General features: G+C 37.8%; 13 protein-coding genes and 1 riboswitch. Of the genes, 8 read left to right on the forward strand and 5 right to left on the reverse strand.

Features of this window, described 5'->3' with window-relative positions:
- The first annotated feature begins 173 nt into the window (after positions 1-173).
- From ACIQLB_RS04980 to ACIQLB_RS04990, 3 genes are all read left to right on the forward strand, one after another.
- Positions 174-638, forward strand: a complete 465-nt coding sequence (locus ACIQLB_RS04980) for an NUDIX domain-containing protein (protein ID WP_400721795.1) — start codon at positions 174-176, stop codon at positions 636-638.
- On the forward strand, positions 622-1,398 hold the full coding sequence (locus tag ACIQLB_RS04985) for an alpha/beta hydrolase family protein (protein WP_400723061.1): 777 nt from the start codon (positions 622-624) through the stop codon (positions 1,396-1,398). Before ACIQLB_RS04980 ends, ACIQLB_RS04985 begins: the two co-directional genes overlap by 17 nt.
- An 83-nt stretch (positions 1,399-1,481) precedes the next feature.
- Positions 1,482-2,432, forward strand: a complete 951-nt coding sequence (locus ACIQLB_RS04990) for an MBL fold metallo-hydrolase (protein ID WP_400723064.1) — start codon at positions 1,482-1,484, stop codon at positions 2,430-2,432.
- A gap of 200 nt (positions 2,433-2,632) precedes the next feature.
- Here the strand turns inward: ACIQLB_RS04990 and ACIQLB_RS04995 are convergent, their stop codons facing one another.
- Together ACIQLB_RS04995 and pckA are read right to left on the reverse strand one after the other, a co-directional pair.
- Positions 2,633-3,589, reverse strand: a complete 957-nt coding sequence (locus ACIQLB_RS04995) for an alpha/beta hydrolase (RefSeq protein WP_400721797.1) — start codon at positions 3,587-3,589, stop codon at positions 2,633-2,635.
- A gap of 659 nt (positions 3,590-4,248) precedes the next feature.
- Positions 4,249-5,835: a phosphoenolpyruvate carboxykinase (ATP) gene (pckA, locus tag ACIQLB_RS05000; RefSeq protein WP_400721800.1), complete on the reverse strand. Its 1,587-nt coding sequence runs from the start codon at positions 5,833-5,835 to the stop codon at positions 4,249-4,251.
- A 729-nt stretch (positions 5,836-6,564) separates the two neighbouring features.
- A riboswitch (SAM riboswitch) is annotated at positions 6,565-6,683 on the forward strand.
- 276 nt (positions 6,684-6,959) lie between these two features.
- On the opposite strand from pckA, the gene metK reads away from it, so the two are divergent.
- Positions 6,960-8,156 carry a methionine adenosyltransferase gene (gene metK, locus ACIQLB_RS05005; RefSeq protein WP_400721803.1) on the forward strand — a complete coding sequence of 399 codons (1,197 nt, stop codon included), beginning with the start codon at positions 6,960-6,962 and terminating at the stop codon, positions 8,154-8,156.
- A gap of 170 nt (positions 8,157-8,326) precedes the next feature.
- Here the strand turns inward: metK and ACIQLB_RS05010 are convergent, their stop codons facing one another.
- Positions 8,327-8,848, reverse strand: coding sequence for a gamma carbonic anhydrase (locus ACIQLB_RS05010; protein ID WP_400721806.1), 522 nt, complete (start codon positions 8,846-8,848; stop codon positions 8,327-8,329).
- Between the two features lie 136 nt (positions 8,849-8,984).
- On the opposite strand from ACIQLB_RS05010, the gene ACIQLB_RS05015 reads away from it, so the two are divergent.
- From ACIQLB_RS05015 to ACIQLB_RS05025, 3 genes are all read left to right on the forward strand, one after another.
- Entirely contained in the window at positions 8,985-9,791 is an 807-nt protein-coding gene (locus ACIQLB_RS05015) for an alpha/beta hydrolase (protein WP_400721809.1), read from the forward strand.
- Between the two features lie 127 nt (positions 9,792-9,918).
- On the forward strand, positions 9,919-11,421 hold the full coding sequence (locus ACIQLB_RS05020; protein WP_400721812.1) for an alanine/glycine:cation symporter family protein: 1,503 nt from the start codon (positions 9,919-9,921) through the stop codon (positions 11,419-11,421).
- A gap of 158 nt (positions 11,422-11,579) precedes the next feature.
- The gene (locus ACIQLB_RS05025; RefSeq protein ID WP_400721816.1) at positions 11,580-12,218 is read left to right on the forward strand and encodes a superoxide dismutase; all 639 of its coding nucleotides are present in this window, start codon (positions 11,580-11,582) and stop codon (positions 12,216-12,218) included.
- A 155-nt stretch (positions 12,219-12,373) separates the two neighbouring features.
- Here the strand turns inward: ACIQLB_RS05025 and mnmM are convergent, their stop codons facing one another.
- Together mnmM and mnmL are read right to left on the reverse strand one after the other, a co-directional pair.
- A complete protein-coding gene (mnmM, locus tag ACIQLB_RS05030; RefSeq protein ID WP_400721819.1) occupies positions 12,374-12,952 on the reverse strand; it encodes a tRNA 5-(aminomethyl)-2-thiouridylate-methyltransferase MnmM in 579 nt (192 codons plus the stop codon).
- Positions 12,949-13,905 carry a tRNA modification radical SAM protein MnmL/YtqA gene (gene mnmL, locus ACIQLB_RS05035; protein WP_400721822.1) on the reverse strand — a complete coding sequence of 319 codons (957 nt, stop codon included), beginning with the start codon at positions 13,903-13,905 and terminating at the stop codon, positions 12,949-12,951. The genes mnmM and mnmL overlap by 4 nt, the downstream gene beginning before the upstream one ends.
- Positions 13,906-14,176: 271 nt before the next feature.
- Between mnmL and ACIQLB_RS05040 the strand changes: the two genes are divergently transcribed.
- Entirely contained in the window at positions 14,177-15,355 is a 1,179-nt protein-coding gene (locus ACIQLB_RS05040; RefSeq protein WP_400721825.1) for an MDR family MFS transporter, read from the forward strand.
- The last annotated feature ends 65 nt before the right edge of the window (positions 15,356-15,420 follow it).

Raw genomic sequence — 15,420 nt, forward strand, 5'->3', positions numbered from 1 at the left:
ATAAACATAGTATTAGATGTGGTATTACTTCCCGTTAAGAACCCCCTATCGCATCGATTAATGGAAGTTGAATAGTAGTGATTTAATTTGTTGATTGTAGCTACATGATTACACTATAGTGAAATAAAAGATCATCATTGGACGTTGAAGAACGAAAAAAGGAGTTGAAGAGCATGTTTACATTTACAGATTTAAATGGTTTACAAGTGGATTTAAGTTTTAAAAGAGGCGAATTGAACATTGAGCCTAAACATGTACTCGTTTTATTAAAGCATGAAAATAAATGGTTATGTACGATTCATAAACGACGTGGTGTAGAGGTTCCAGGTGGTAAGCAAGAACTTGGAGAAACATTGGAGCAGGCAGCGATTAGGGAAGTATTCGAGGAGACTGGTGTTCATGTAAAAAACCTTAGATGGTTTGCAGAATACGCCGTTCATGATGATATCTTATTTTGTAAAACGGTCTTTACTGCTCAATTTGTGGGGCAGGAGGACATTGATTTTGATTTAGAAACTTCAGGGATGACTTGGCTAACGGATGAAGAATTTGCTCATCATCCAAATTTAAGCTTTCATATGAAGGATGAAGGTATGCAGAAAATGCTGGAGGAGTTGAAGCATTATGACCAATGGTAAAATCGTTGGAAAACGTCCGTATCCTTCGCCCAATCCAGCTATTCGTTTAACGGAAATCACATATATGTCACAGGGTCTACGTGTAAAGGGGTTATTAGCAGAGCCTAAGGCAGAAGGTACATATGATGGCTTTTTATATTTACGGGGAGGCATGCAAAGCATTGGTATGGTTAAACCTTCGCGTATCGCACAGTTTGCAGCTCAAGGCTTTATCGTTTTTGCCCCATATTACCGTGGCAATCGAGGTGGAGAAGGTCGAGATGAGTTTGCAGGAGCTGATCGATATGACGCTGTATACGCAGTAGAAGTATTAAAACAGTTTTGCAATGATAATATTAATGTCTTTGGTTTTTCGCGTGGTGGTATTATGGCGCTTTGGACTGCAATCTTACGTAGAGATATTACATCTGTTGTGACATGGGCAGGAGTATCTGATGCAACAGCTACATATTGGGAGCGGACAGATATGCGCAGGATGATGAAGCGTGTCATTGGAGGGACGCCTAATCGTGTACCAGAGGCTTATGATGCTCGAACACCACTTTTTGAGGTAGAACACATTACAGCTCCAGTACTTATTATTCATGGCTATCGTGATGAAAATGTAGATATTGAACACGCAAGACAGTTAGAATTTTATTTAAAGGATGCTAATAAAACATATGAAACATGGTATGATCTTCGCTATGCTCATCAGTATCCACCGGCCAAAAATAGAGCAATAGTACATGCACTTTGCGAGTGGATGAAACGTCAATAAAATAGTATGTTTTGAGAGGAGAGTATTGTTTGAAATACATAATAAGTAAAAGACGCAAGATTATAATTGTAGGATTAGTATTGATGATAATCGCTTCCACTTTTGTTTATTATAAGTTTTTAACACCTTCAGCAGATATTCAACAATACAAGGAATACTACGCTCCGGAAACAAAGCAAAAAGCATTGAATCAAGGTGAGATAAAGGTCACGTTTTTAGGAACATCATCTTTATTATTTGATGATGGCAACCCGCAATTATTGATTGATGGTATTTCTAGGCCACCCTTATTAAAAATGTTGCCTTTCAGCACTGTGAAAACGGATGCAGATACTGTAAATAATGCCTTTAAGAAAATAGGAATAGATAATAATAAGCTTCAGAGGTTGTTTATCTCTCATACACATTATGATCATGCGCTAGATTTAGCTTATATCGCTAAACAAACTGGGACGCATGTATATGGTTCAGAATCAGCAATTAATATAGGACTTGGAAACGGTATAAATATGAAACAGATGTCTGTATACGAAGTAAATACGGCTATGCAGTTTGATGATTTTACTGTCACTGTCCTTCAATCAAAACATTCACCAACCTTTGATGAAGGAGAGAAAATACAAGAACCACTTAAACAACCAGCAAAAGCCCTAGATTATCATGAAGATTCTTCATACGATTTCTTGATTACGCATAATAATAAAACATTCTTTGTTAAGCCAAGTACTAACTATATAGAAGGAGCATTAGATGACATTCAAGCTGATGTTTTATTTTTAGGAATAGGAGTATTAGGAGCTCAAGATCAAAATTTTCAAAACATGTATTATGAGCAAACTGTGCGGAAAGTACAACCGAAACTTATTATTCCAATACATTGGGACAACTTCAACAAACCTTTAACAGATGCTCTTGTAGCATTGCCTAAATTTGCAGATAACACAAAAAATGGATTAGATTTTATCATTCAAAGGACAAAAGCAGATGAAATTGATTTACAAATACTTCAAGGTTTCCAAAGCATTTATTTCTAAAAATTGCAGGGGAATTATACAAACTTCATTTAGAGAGTTTACTCCATTTTGATTAACTCTTTTTCAAGATGGTGTTTTTTGTTTGAAAAACTGTACAGGTAGCTCGAAGAACTGCTCGGGCCAAGTGAAAAACTGATCAGGTAGACCAAAAAACCGTTCAGGTGCTTTATGGCAGGCACCTGAACGGTAGAAAAGGACATTTACTCTATATATTTTGCTAAAAAGTTATTAATAATTTCCCAATAAGCGTCTCCAGCAACGCTTTCTGCACCACTATGTCCAGCACCCTCAACAATAAATTTCTCCTTCGGTACATTGGCAGCCTCATATACTTCATTTAGCATATCAGATGGAACAAATGTATCATTACTTCCATGAATGAATAGCATCGGTGTTTTCGATTTTGCTACTTGCTTGACAGTATCAGCTTCACCAAGCGTATAGTTAGCTCTTAACTTCGTAACAAATGAAGAAAATTGCATGATGGGAAATTCAGGTAAATTAAAAATTGCTTGCAATTGATAGGAGAATTCATTCCAAACTGAGGAATAACCACAATCCTCAATAATAGCCTTAACATTGCCAGGTAAATCCTCTCCTGAGGCCATCATCACTGTAGCACCTCCCATGGAAACACCATACAAAACAATTTCAGCGTTGTTATCAGAACTGATAACATTATTAATCCAAGAGACTACATCAAGTCGATCATGCCAACCCATACCAATATAGTCACCCTCACTTTTTCCATGAGCCCTTGCATCCGGTACGAGAACATTGTAGCCTGTATCATAAAAATGCTTAGCGTACTTGGTCATTTGTGAGCCATCAGATGAATATCCATGGAAAACAATTGCCCATTTATTTGTTTCGTTTGTATTTTTAAGCGTATAGGCATGTAATTTCAAATCATCGAAAGACTGTATATAAGAGTCCTCATAATTCTCTTTAAACCACTTCTCACTCTCTTCTTTTTCTTTAGCATCCTTAGGACTAACAGTAATAGAATTGTGCGGAGAGTTAAACACAGCTGATTTATCAGTATTAGGATTTAAGGCGAAGTTATAGAAATAATTCCCTGCAAAAAATCCAGCCACAACAAACAATACTAATAGAAGACTGACCATGGTAATAATCACTTTATATTTTCTTTTCATATATATCCCCCTAAAACTACTATTATGAATTATACACAAAGTTACTAATATGAAAAGTAGAATTCTCTTAAATAGGGGAATATAAAAAAAGGGAACGACCCTAATCGTTTCTTTTGCATGTTGTTGAAATGCTATTATGTCAATGAAATTAAGGTGTTTTATTAAATAAAGTATGGCTCTTCGGCAAAACGAGGGGGTTGATTTCCGTTCCGACTGAGCGCTTTGCCGCTGCCGCTACGCTTTCGCGCAGAGCAAAGCTTCCTGGGGGCGTCCGATGAGTAGCTTGGGCCAACACGATGTTGGTCACGAAGGCGTTATCACAGGATGTGATGGTTTTAGCCTTCGTTCCTCTATTGCTAATTCCTAAGGAGTCGCTCAGTCTCCACTCCAATCAACCAGGTCACTTAGCATGTATCTTCTGGCATGTCACCCTAATTTATAGTAATAAAACAAAACTTCAGCCACAGTTTTTCTTCCGAAAGCGAAGCGACAGCAACAACAACAAAGCTGAGGAATCGGCCCGATGCTCGTTCACAGGAAAGCGAGTAACATGGAATGGAAATTAAAGCTCCAAAACATTCTCAAAGATTTCCTGGACCATTTTGTTTTTCAACACAAAAAAGGGAACGACTTTTAAATCGTTCCCTTTGCTTAGTAAATTATTTTAATGGACCACCAAGTTTAGTGATAGCTTCAGAAACATTTGAGAATTTCTCGAAGTTTTTGTTGAATAAACCAGCAAGTTCAGCAGCTTTAGCATCATAAGCAGCTTTGTCTGTCCATGCATCACGAGGATTAAGCACTTCTGTTGGTACACCTTCAATAGAAGTTGGAATGTTTAAACCGAATACTGAATCTTGAATTGTTTCAACATTAGCTAATTTGCCGTCAATTGCAGCACGTACCATTGCACGAGTGTAAGAAAGCTTCATACGGCTACCAGTACCATATTCTCCACCAGTCCAACCAGTGTTCACTAAGAATACCTGTGCACTGTGCTCGTCAATTTTTTGACCTAACATTTCAGCATAAAGTGTTGCTGGAAGTGGAAGGAATGGAGAACCGAAGCAAGTTGAGAATACTGGTTCTGGTTCTGTAACACCACGTTCTGTACCAGCAAGTTTAGATGTGAAACCGCTTAGGAAGTGGTACATTGCTTGCTCTTTTGTTAATTTACTGATTGGAGGTAATACACCAAATGCATCAGCTGTTAAGAAGATGATTGTTTTTGGGTGACCTGCAACAGATGGATCAACAATATTTTCAATGTATTGAATTGGATAAGCTACACGTGTATTTTCTGTTAATGAACCATCATCATAGTTACAAACTCGAGTTTCTGGATCAACAGCTACGTTTTCTAGAACAGAACCGAAGCGGATTGCGTTGTAGATTTCTGGTTCTTTTTCAGCAGAAAGGTTAATTGTTTTTGCATAGCAACCGCCCTCAATGTTGAATACACCGTTATCAGACCAACCATGTTCATCGTCACCGATAAGCTTACGATCAGGATCAGCTGATAAAGTAGTTTTACCAGTACCAGATAAACCGAAGAATAATGCAACATCACCAGCTTCACCAACGTTTGCTGAGCAGTGCATTGAAAGGATGCCTTGTTGTGGTAATAAGTAGTTCATAATACCGAAAATAGATTTTTTGATTTCACCAGCGTATTCAGTACCACCGATTAGGATAATTTTCTTTTCAAGTGATACAATGATGAATGTTTCAGAAGCAGTGCCATCAACAGCAGGGTCTGCTTTAAAGTTAGGAGCTGAAATAACTGTGAAGTCAGCAACATGAGAAGCTAATTCTTCTTTAGTTGGACGGATAAATAATTGATGAGCGAAAAGATTGTGCCAAGCATATTCATTGATTACTTGGATGCTTAATTGCGAATCTTTGTCAGCACCAGCAAAGCCTTTGAATACGAATAATTCGTCACGTTCTTTTAAATATTTTACTACTTTTACATATAAGTTATCGAACACTTCAGAAGAAATTGGTCGGTTAACTTTTCCCCAGTCAATTTTATCCATTGTGCTATCTTCTTCTACCGTATATTTATCTTTAGGTGAACGACCAGTGTATTTGCCAGTTTCTGCACGAACTGCGCCATCTACTGTTAACATAGCTTCACCACGAGAAGTAGCCTTTTCAGCTAATTGTGGTACTGAAAGTTGAACATTAATGTTACCGCCGCTTAATAATTCCTTCAGTTCGTTTGCAATTTCTACTGAATTCATCGATTAAATACCATCCTTTTTTATAGTATTCCCTAGAGTCGAGGGAGATTTTCTTAATTTCAAAAATAGTATAACACAATTGCTTAAATAATCTATACTAATTCGGAAATTATTTTTCAGATTTTATTACTTTTCAAGAAAACGACAAAAAGTAAATTGATTCGTTTTGATAATGTTTTTTACCCTATAATAAGTGATCACACAATCACTTTCGACACAGCAAAATTGCGTTTGGAAGCTCTTAACTAACATGAGGTTCGCACAGGATGTGAAGTCTTAGCTGGTTTTTTATCAGTTGGGGTTTGTCGTCAACTGAAATGAGGCTACAATCATATTCATCCACCACATGTTCTGTAGCTACAAAATGTGCTTTAAAGGGGTCACACATATGTTAACACATGATGTGAGGTGGAGAATAGGGATTATTTTGTTTCAAATTACAGCATAATCCAAATTAGTTTCTTGTTTAATCCCATACTTTCTTTATAAGAATACAATCAATTATACCTTGGCATAATTGCGTCCAGAATCGGCTTTGTGCTTTGGCCATCAGTTGTTTATTGTGCGAAAGCGCAGTGCTAACGTAGCGGCAACAACATGAGGGCCGATACGATGTCGGTCATTTCGGTAATGCCACAGGTTCAGCGGATGTTTGGACACTCGCTGAAAGAAGCTAAAAATATTTGACAACGTTCTACCTTTTACGTATTATGAGATATTGAACGGATACTCTTATCCCGAGCTGGTGGAGGGTCAGGCCCTGTGAAACCCGGCAACCTGCATGAACTATTTCACGACATGCGCTGGTGCCAACCTGATGCAAGGGAAAGCCCCTTGAACGATAAGAGTGAAAGGTTACGAAGTCATTATTCCTTTCCTCATGTTAAGTAAGCGTGAGAAAAGGATTTTTTTATTGTTAAAAACGAATGTAAAGGTAAGCATATAGTCCTTTCCTTATTATAATGACGGATCTTTCGAAAACCTCGTGTTAAGAGCGGCAGCTGTATATTTGTGCAAAAGTAAAACGACAGCAACAACGGCTTGAGAGTCCAATCCATAGGGGCGGACTTGACATGGGTAATGAGTACCGTATTAATTCGCAGTAAGTAATAGGAGGAAACCAAATGACAAACCGTCGACTGTTTACATCAGAGAGTGTAACAGAAGGACATCCAGACAAAATTTGTGATCAAATCTCGGATGCCATTTTAGATGCTATTTTAGTAGAAGATCCAAACGCGCGTGTAGCGTGTGAAACAACAGTAACAACAGGCTTAGTTTTAGTAGCAGGAGAAATTACTACTTCTACTTATGTAGATATTAAAGGTATCGTTCGTGATACTGTAGCAGAAATCGGTTATACACGTGGAAAGTATGGCTTTGATGCTGAAAACCTAGCAGTACTTGTTGCTATTGGTGAGCAATCACCTGATATTGCTCAAGGTGTTGACCAAGCATTAGAGGCGCGTGAAGGCTCTATGACAGATGCTGACATTGAAGCAATTGGTGCAGGTGACCAAGGCTTAATGTTCGGTTATGCATGTAACGAAACGCCAGAGCTTATGCCATTACCAATTAGTTTAGCGCATAAACTGGCTCGTCGTTTAACGGAAGTACGTAAATCTGGTGAACTAGCATATTTACGTCCAGACGGAAAAACACAAGTAACGATTGAATATGATGAAAACAATGTACCAGTGCGCGTGGATACGATTGTAATTTCAACACAGCATGACGAAGAAGCTACACTTGAGCAAATTCAAGCAGACGTAAAAGAATTCGTTATTGCTCCAGTTGTTTCAAGTGAATTACTAGATGCCAATACTAAATATTTCATCAACCCAACTGGCCGATTCGTAATTGGTGGTCCAAAAGGGGATGCTGGTCTAACTGGACGTAAAATCATCGTTGATACATACGGTGGCTATGCACGTCATGGTGGAGGTGCTTTCTCTGGTAAGGACGCAACTAAGGTAGACCGTTCAGCGGCATATGCAGCACGCTATGTGGCAAAAAATATCGTAGCAGCTGGTTTAGCAGAACGAGCTGAAGTACAACTAGCTTATGCGATTGGTGTTGCTCAACCTGTATCTATTGCTGTTGATACATTTGGGACAGGAAAAGTTACGGAAAGTGAAATTGTAAAATGGGTACGCGAGCTATTTGATCTACGCCCAGCAGGGATTATTAAAATGCTTAACCTTCGTCGCCCTATTTATAAGCAAACTGCAGCATATGGTCACTTCGGTCGTACAGACTTAAATGTACCTTGGGAACAAACAGACAAAGCTGATGCATTAAAAGAAAAAGCAGGCTTATAAGCTATTCAGCTAAAGTAATGAAGAGCTGAAAAAATATTTTAAAATACTATTACAGAAAGGGGCTCAACATTCTAATAGCCCCTTTTGCTGTTTTTATCGAAAAAGAGAAGCTCCTAATCATAATTATGTATGGCTCGGTTGTTCAAGCAAACGTGGAGCTGTTGAAATAGCTATTTATTTTCTGTTTGAAGTGATTTATAGTATTGTCCTTTTTCTATATATTCACGTATGATGCGTTCCATATCTTCCTTATCTTCATCATTTAATTCTCTTACAACCTTTGCAGGACGACCTAATGCTAAGCTATTTGGAGGAATGACTTTGCCAGGAGGTACAAGACTACCCGCCCCAATGAATGCACCCTCTCCAATCTCCGCTCCGTCTAATACTATAGAGCCCATACCTATTAAGGCTTTTTTACGAATCGTACAGCTATGTAAAGTTACTTGATGTCCGACTGTTACTTCATCTTCAATAATGAGCGGATATTTAGGGCTTTGATGTAAGCAACAGAGGTCTTGAATACTAACTCGTTTTCCGATAATTGTTGGTGATACATCCCCTCGAATAACTGTGTTAAACCAAATTGTTGTTTCAGCACCTATTGTAACGTCACCAGTAACGGTTGCATAATCGGCAATAAAAACAGATGGATCGATATTGGGTATTTTACCTTTAAATGGATAGATCATAAGGATCGCCTCTTTTCTTTCTATGATGTAATATTATCGTATCAAATACGCAACTTGATGGAAATATAAAATTAAAATGAGCTAGATATTCCGATATAATCATTGTGTAATTATTTTTTTAGGAGGACTATGTGAAATGTGGAAATGGGAAGCTGATGGACAAGCAAAGGCTGTGGTTGCTATTCTTCATGGTGCATATGAAAATCACCGATGGTATGCATGGCTTATAGAAAAACTTAGATTGGAAGGCTTCCACATAGTCATGGGGGATTTACCTAACCATGGAGTAAATGTAGGATTTTCTCGTGTTCACGATGAAGATTTTAAAGAATACAATAAATATACAAGGCATTTAATGGAGAATGCTTTTTCGTATAATTTACCTGTCTTTTTAATAGGACATGGGCTTGGTGCGACACTATTACTACATACCATGCAAAAACGAAAATATGAATGCGCAGGGATTATCTTAACTTCACCTTGGCTTCATTTAAAGCTATTGCCAGGTAAACTATCAAATGCTTTAACTAGTTTAAGTGCCCTGACTGCAAATGTGAAGCTGACCCATGAAATTACATTAGAAGCATTAACGCGCAGTTTAGAAGGTAGAGATGAGATGAAGGATGAGGTTCCCTTTTCGTCAGTCGTTTCAGTGAAATGGTATCGAGAACTACAGCAAATGATGCGCAATTTAGTGTTATTGCCTAAGGCTGAATTCCCTAATATGCCTATGTTAGTTATGACAGCTGAAAAAGATAATATTACTGAAACTAAACAAACACGTAACTGGCTACATCAGATGGAATTTACAGAGTTTCAATTCAAAGAATGGGCAAACTGTTATCATAATCTATTTCATGAAGTAGAGCGTGACGAGATTTTTGTTTATATACGTGATTTTATTAATAATGCTCTTCGAAGAATTGGCTATATAATTGAATAGTGAATTACCTCTCCAATTAACTAGAAAAATAACTAACTTTTCGTTACTTGAATATAATATTGTAATTTTCTGAAAAATGTAATACTATAATGACTTAAAGTAATATTTTTCAAATCGGAGGGGTAAAATGGAAACGATTGTTGGGAAAATTAATGAGATTTTATGGGGACCGTGGTTTATTTATGGCATTTTGTTAATAGGCCTCTTTTTTTCAATCATTACACGGTTCCTACAAGTAAGACACATTAAAGATATGTTTGTTTTAATGTTTAAAGGCGAAAAATCAGAAAAGGGGATTTCATCTTTCCAGGCGATGTCTATCGCATTATCTGGTCGAGTAGGAACAGGTAATATTGCCGGTACAGCTACAGCAATCGGGATGGGGGGACCTGGGGCTGTTTTTTGGATGTGGGCAATCGCCTTTATCGGTGCGGCAACTGCTTACGTTGAGTCGACATTGGCTCAAATTTATAAAGAAGAGAAAGATACAGAATATCGTGGTGGGCCAGCTTTTTACATAGAAAAAGGAATGGGGCAAAAGTGGTTTGCAGTTATTTTTGCTGTTGCCGCATTAGCTGCCATGTTAGTTTTGATGCCGGGTGTTCAATCGAATGCAATTGCGACAGCGGTTGAAAACGCTTTCGATGTTAAGACTTGGATTACAGGACTTATTATTGTCGTCTTATTAGGTACTATTATTATCGGTGGGATTAAATGGATTGCCAATGCTGCACAGATCATTGTACCGTTTATGGCATTAGCATATATTCTGATGGCCATCATCATTATTGCAATGAATATTAAAGAAGTACCAGCTGTATTTTCATTAATTTTTTCTAGCGCATTTGGTGCACAAGAAATCTTTGGTGGTATTATTGGTTCCGCTATTGCATGGGGGGTTAAACGCGGTATTTATTCAAATGAAGCAGGTCAAGGGACAGGTGCGCATCCGGCAGCGGCTGCAGAAGTATCACACCCTGCTAAACAAGGTATCGTCCAAGCAGCTTCTGTATATATTGATACTTTATTAATCTGTACAGCTACAGCATTTATGATTTTATTTACTGGTATGTATAATGTACACGATGAAAAAGCGGGTGCTGATTCATATGTTTATGTTGGAGATTTCAATAAAGGTGGATTATCTGGAGAAGAACAAATCACATTTGCGAAAAGTATTAAAGAAGGCGCAGCATACACACAATATGCAGTTGACTCTTCATTACCAGGTTTTGGGGGACCATTCGTAGCGATTGCATTATTCTTCTTTGCTTTTACGACAATTATGGCATACTACTACATTGCCGAAACAAATGTGGCTTATCTATTCTCAGGAGCTACTGAAAAAGTCGTCATATGGCTGGCTAAATTTGCAATTTTAATTTCTGCGTTTTACGGTACAATCCGCACATCCGATCTTGCTTGGGCTATGGGGGATGTTGGACTTGGCTTAATGGTTTGGATTAACGTTATAGCGATTTTAATTATTATGAAGCCTGCTATAGTCGCATTAAAGGATTATGAGAAACAGAAAAAAGAAGGAAAAGATCCTGTTTTTGATCCTCGTAAACTAGGAATTAAAGGTGCAGATTTCTGGGTGGATTATAATGAAAAACGTAAAAATAAATAGACAATAACGAGAAAGCTATCTAATAGATGAAACATTCTATTAGATAGCTTTTTTGTTTTATAAAAAAATTTCTATTGACGGCAATAGAAAAAGAAGGTATATTTTGTCTTAAGGAAATTATCTTTCCTTTAAGAAACTTTTTGGGAGGGGGTGAAAAAATGACCGTGTTCCATTTACCGAAACTATCATATGATTATGATCAGTTGGAGCCCTATATTGATGCTAGAACGTTGGAAATCCATCATTCTAAGCATCATGCTACGTATGTAAATAATTTAAATGTAGCCTTAGAAGGTCATAAGGATTTACAAAATCAGTCGTTGGAAGATTTATTAAGCAATCTTGATGTACTTCCAGCTGACATTCAAACAGCCGTCCAAAATAATGGTGGAGGACACTATTGCCACAGTTTATTTTGGGATTTGATGAGTCCCGATGGTGGTGGTGAGGCAAATGCTGATATTGGAAAGGCGATTGATTATCATTTTAAAACGTTTGATAATTTTCAGGATCAGCTTTCTAAAGCAGCCATTACTCGCTTTGGAAGTGGATATGGATGGCTAGTGCTGGATGGTGAACAATTAACCATTATGAGTACAGCTAACCAAGACACACCTTTAAAAGAAGGGAAAATTCCTCTACTCATTATTGATGTATGGGAACATGCATATTATTTGAAATATCAAAATCGCCGGCCTGAATTTGTTACGAATTGGTGGAATACTGTCGATTGGGAAAAAGTCAATCAACGATATGTGGATGCAATGAAACAACAAACACTTTTAAAATCTAACTAGCTAAAGTTAATTAAGGTAATTTGACATGAAAGTAAAAGTTAAGTACTCCTCCCATCCCCCGCGCCATCGGGGGATATTTTTTTTCTAAATAAAAAGGCATGATTCCAATGCTCCATCGGAATCATGCCTTAAATAAATTTTGATATTGAAACGATCTAACTTAACGAGTGATCTTTCATTTTTTCTAAAGCAATCACAAAGGGAGGATCATTTTGTTGATTTAGAAACTCGTATTTTAATACGTGCACATATTTTTGGGGAAGTTGACTCACATATTCTATCACAGCATCTCGTTCTTCCTTACCACCCTGATGACCATGATAAATGACAAGGACAATAAGACCACCGATTTTGAGCAGCTTTAGCAAATCTTCAATGGCTTGTATCGTAGTATTTGACTGTGTAACGATGTCGTGATTACTACCAGGCAAATAACCAAGATTGAAAATTGCAGCAGCTACTGGCTTGTGCACATAGTTGGCTACTTCTTCATGCCCTCTATGTAAAACAAGTGCACGATGCTCTAAGCCATTGTCTAAAAGGCGATGGAGAGTCGCATCAACAGCACTCTTTTGAACATCAAAGGCGTATACTTGACCTTCATCGCCGACAAGCTGTGCTAAAAATAATGTGTCGTGGCCGTTTCCTGCTGTGGCATCCACTACAGTGTCGCCCTCTTCAACTGTATCTTTTATCAGCTGTTGTGCATATTGTAAAACGCGTTGTAGCTTCATTTCGTAACCTCAGCTTGATAAAATTTCCCTTGCCAGCTTCCACGGCGTTCAAGCTCTGCATCAATTCCATTTAATACTTCCCATTTATTAACACTCCACATAGGGCCAATCATTAAATCAATTGGTCCATCACCTGTGATACGGTGAATAACCATATCTGGTGGTAGAATTTCAAGCTGATCTGCTACTAACTTTGTGTAAATGTCCTGATCTAAAAATTCTAACATGCCCTTTTCGTATTGCTTAACCATTGGTGTCCCTTTTAAAAGGTGTAGTAAATGAATTTTAATGCCTTGTACATCAAGCTTTGCGACTTCACGAGCAGTTTCCATCATCATGTCATAGTCTTCAAGAGGAAGGCCATTAATTATGTGCGAGCAAACACGAATACCATGCTTTCGTAGCTTTTCAACACCTTCCACATATGTTGCATAGTCGTGGGCACGGTTGATAAGATTTGCTGTTTTTTCATGCACAGTTTGAAGTCCGAGCTCAATCCATAAATAGGTGCGCTCGTTTAATTCAGCTAAATATTCAACTACATCATCTGGCAGACAGTCTGGGCGCGTCGCGATAGATAATCCAACAACACCTTCTTGGGCTAAGGCTGCTTCAAATTTTTCTTTTAATACTGGTAGTGGTGCATGTGTATTTGTATACGCTTGGAAGTAGGCCATATATTTGCCGTCCTTCCATTTTTGATGCATTTTGTCACGTATTTCAGCAAATTGCACCTCGATAGGATCAACTTTATTGCCTGCGAAATCACCAGAACCTGCTGCACTACAAAACGTACAACCTCCGAAGGCAACGGTACCATCACGATTTGGGCAGTCAAAGCCCGCGTCTAGTGCTACCTTAAAAACTTTATGACCGAATTGCTCACGTAAATATCGATTCCATGTATAATATCTTTTCCCATCTGAAGGAAAAGGAAAGTTTGTTTCTGTCATTTATTTCACTCCTCTAACATTATATTTTATCACGTGCTAGTGCTTCCGTCATGAGGGAAGAATTTAATATTATGTGAATGACCTGAGCGAATGATGAGGATAGCCAAGCGAAAAGTACATCGACCGGAGTAAATCATGAGAATGGCCGAAAAAAACTACACAAAAAATATTCTAAAGCCTATGTAAAAAGAGTAAATTTATTTTTCTTGTACTTTTGTATTTTTCAACATAAACTAACTATTTAGAGTAGCGAAATAATGGAGGATATTTTATGCCAAAAAGTGTTTGGTTTTTAATTATCGGAATGCTTGTGAACACGACAGGCAACTCATTTTTATGGCCTTTAAACGCCATTTATTTGCACGATTATTTAGGGAAGTCCCTTGCGATGGCTGGCTTTGTGTTGATGCTGAATTCTGCTGCTGGCGTAATAGGAAATCTCTTAGGTGGTTATTTATTTGATAGAATAGGTGGCTATAAATCAACAATGCTAGGCATTCTGTTAACGATTGCTTCATTAATAGCTTTAACGATTTGGCACGGCTGGCCACATTATGTATGGATTTTAACGATACTGGGCTTTAGTGGGGGTATTGTATTTCCAGGAATGTTTGCTTTAGCTGGAACTGCGTGGCCTGAGGGTGGACGAAAGGCCTTTAACGCAATTTACTTAGCTCAAAATTTAGGAGTGGCAATTGGTCCTGCACTTGCCGGTGTTGTTGCTGCTTACCAATTTGACTACGTCTTTAAGGTCAACTTAGCCATGTATATTTTGTTCTTTTTTATAGCGTTTTTTACTTTTAAACGATTAGAGGCGGAGAGCATTGCACCAATGAATGTCGTGAGTGAAAGTAAGAGAATAATTAATAAAGCACCGTTTTATGCGTTATTAATTATAAGCGCATCCTCTGTACTATGCTGGCTAGCTTATTCACAATGGAGTGCGACGATTTCTTCCTATACGCAAGATCTAGGATTAGGATTGAAACAGTACAGCTTACTTTGGACTATTAATGGCCTACTTATCGTTTTAGGGCAACCGCTAATTGCGCCGCTAGTGAAACGTTGGGAACATAAATTGAAGCGTCAATTAGTATTTGGCGTGACCCTTATCGCAATATCCTTTGGCATCATTGCATTTGCAAGTGATTTTAAAATGTTTGGAGCAGCAATGGTTGTGTTAACTTTTGGTGAAATGTTTTATACGCCTGCGTTACCTACCATCGCCAATCAACTTGCACCTAAAGGGCGTCAGGGCTTTTATCAAGGAATTATTAATAGTGCAGCAACAACAGGTCGTATGATTGGACCTCTATTTGGTGGTATTATGGTCGATCAGTTTGGCATGATTGTACTCGTATTAATCTTAGTAATTATAGTATTGTTAGCGATTATTCCATGCCTTATCTATGATTATCCTTTACGAAAGAATAAAACAGTGACAGATTAATAGATAAATTTAACAAAAATATTCTCAAAACGAGCAAAAATCGTGTAGGAAACACGTTTTTTGTT

The sequence above is a fragment of the Lysinibacillus sp. NPDC092081 genome, from assembly GCF_044755845.1.
Lineage (GTDB): Bacteria > Bacillota > Bacilli > Bacillales_A > Planococcaceae > Lysinibacillus.